The organism is Hymenobacter translucens (assembly GCF_020685205.1).
Lineage (GTDB): Bacteria > Bacteroidota > Bacteroidia > Cytophagales > Hymenobacteraceae > Hymenobacter > Hymenobacter translucens.
The window spans coordinates 1-632 of sequence record NZ_JAJERB010000026.1 but is presented as its reverse complement, the minus strand read 5'-3'; the positions used below and the strand labels follow the sequence as shown (position 1 = coordinate 632).

The 632-nt window shown below is 67.6% G+C and carries 1 protein-coding gene; it reads left to right on the top strand.

The annotated features are described in order from the left end of the window. On the top strand, positions 1-632 hold a 632-nt coding region (locus tag LJY25_RS21135; RefSeq protein ID WP_227610432.1), incomplete at both ends, for a coproporphyrinogen III oxidase.

Genomic DNA, 632 nt, shown 5'->3' with positions numbered 1-632 from the left:
GGCGGCGGGGGCCGGAGCCGGGTGCTGACCGGCGGGCAGATCATCGAAAAAGGCGGGGTGAACTTCTCGGCCGTGGCCGGCACCATGAGCGAAGCGGCGGCCCGGCAGCTGCTGATGCCCGACCCGAACTACTTTGCCACGGGCGTCTCGGTGGTGCAGCACCCGGGCAGCCCGATGGTGCCGATTTCGCACATGAACGTGCGCTACTTTGAAGCCGGCAACGGCGAAGCCTGGTTTGGCGGCGGACTGGACCTGACCCCGATCTACGTCGACGAGGCGCAGGCCCGCTGGTTTCACGAGCAGATCCGGCAGGTCTGCGACGAGCACAACCCCGCGTACTACGCCCGCTTCAAGGCCTGGGCCGACGAGTACTTCTTTCTGCCCCACCGCCAGGAAACCCGCGGCATCGGCGGCATCTTCTTCGACCGGCTGCTCGTGGGCCAGGAGGGCTCGTTTGACGAGCTGTTCGCTTTCGTGCGGGCCGTGGGCGAGGTCTATGGCCGTACCTACTGCGAGCTGCTGCGCCAGAATGCCGGGCTGCCCTTTACTCCGCGCCAGAAGCAGTGGCAGCTGGTGCGCCGCGGCCGCTACGCCGAGTTTAACCTGGCCATCGACCGGGGCACGCGCTTTGG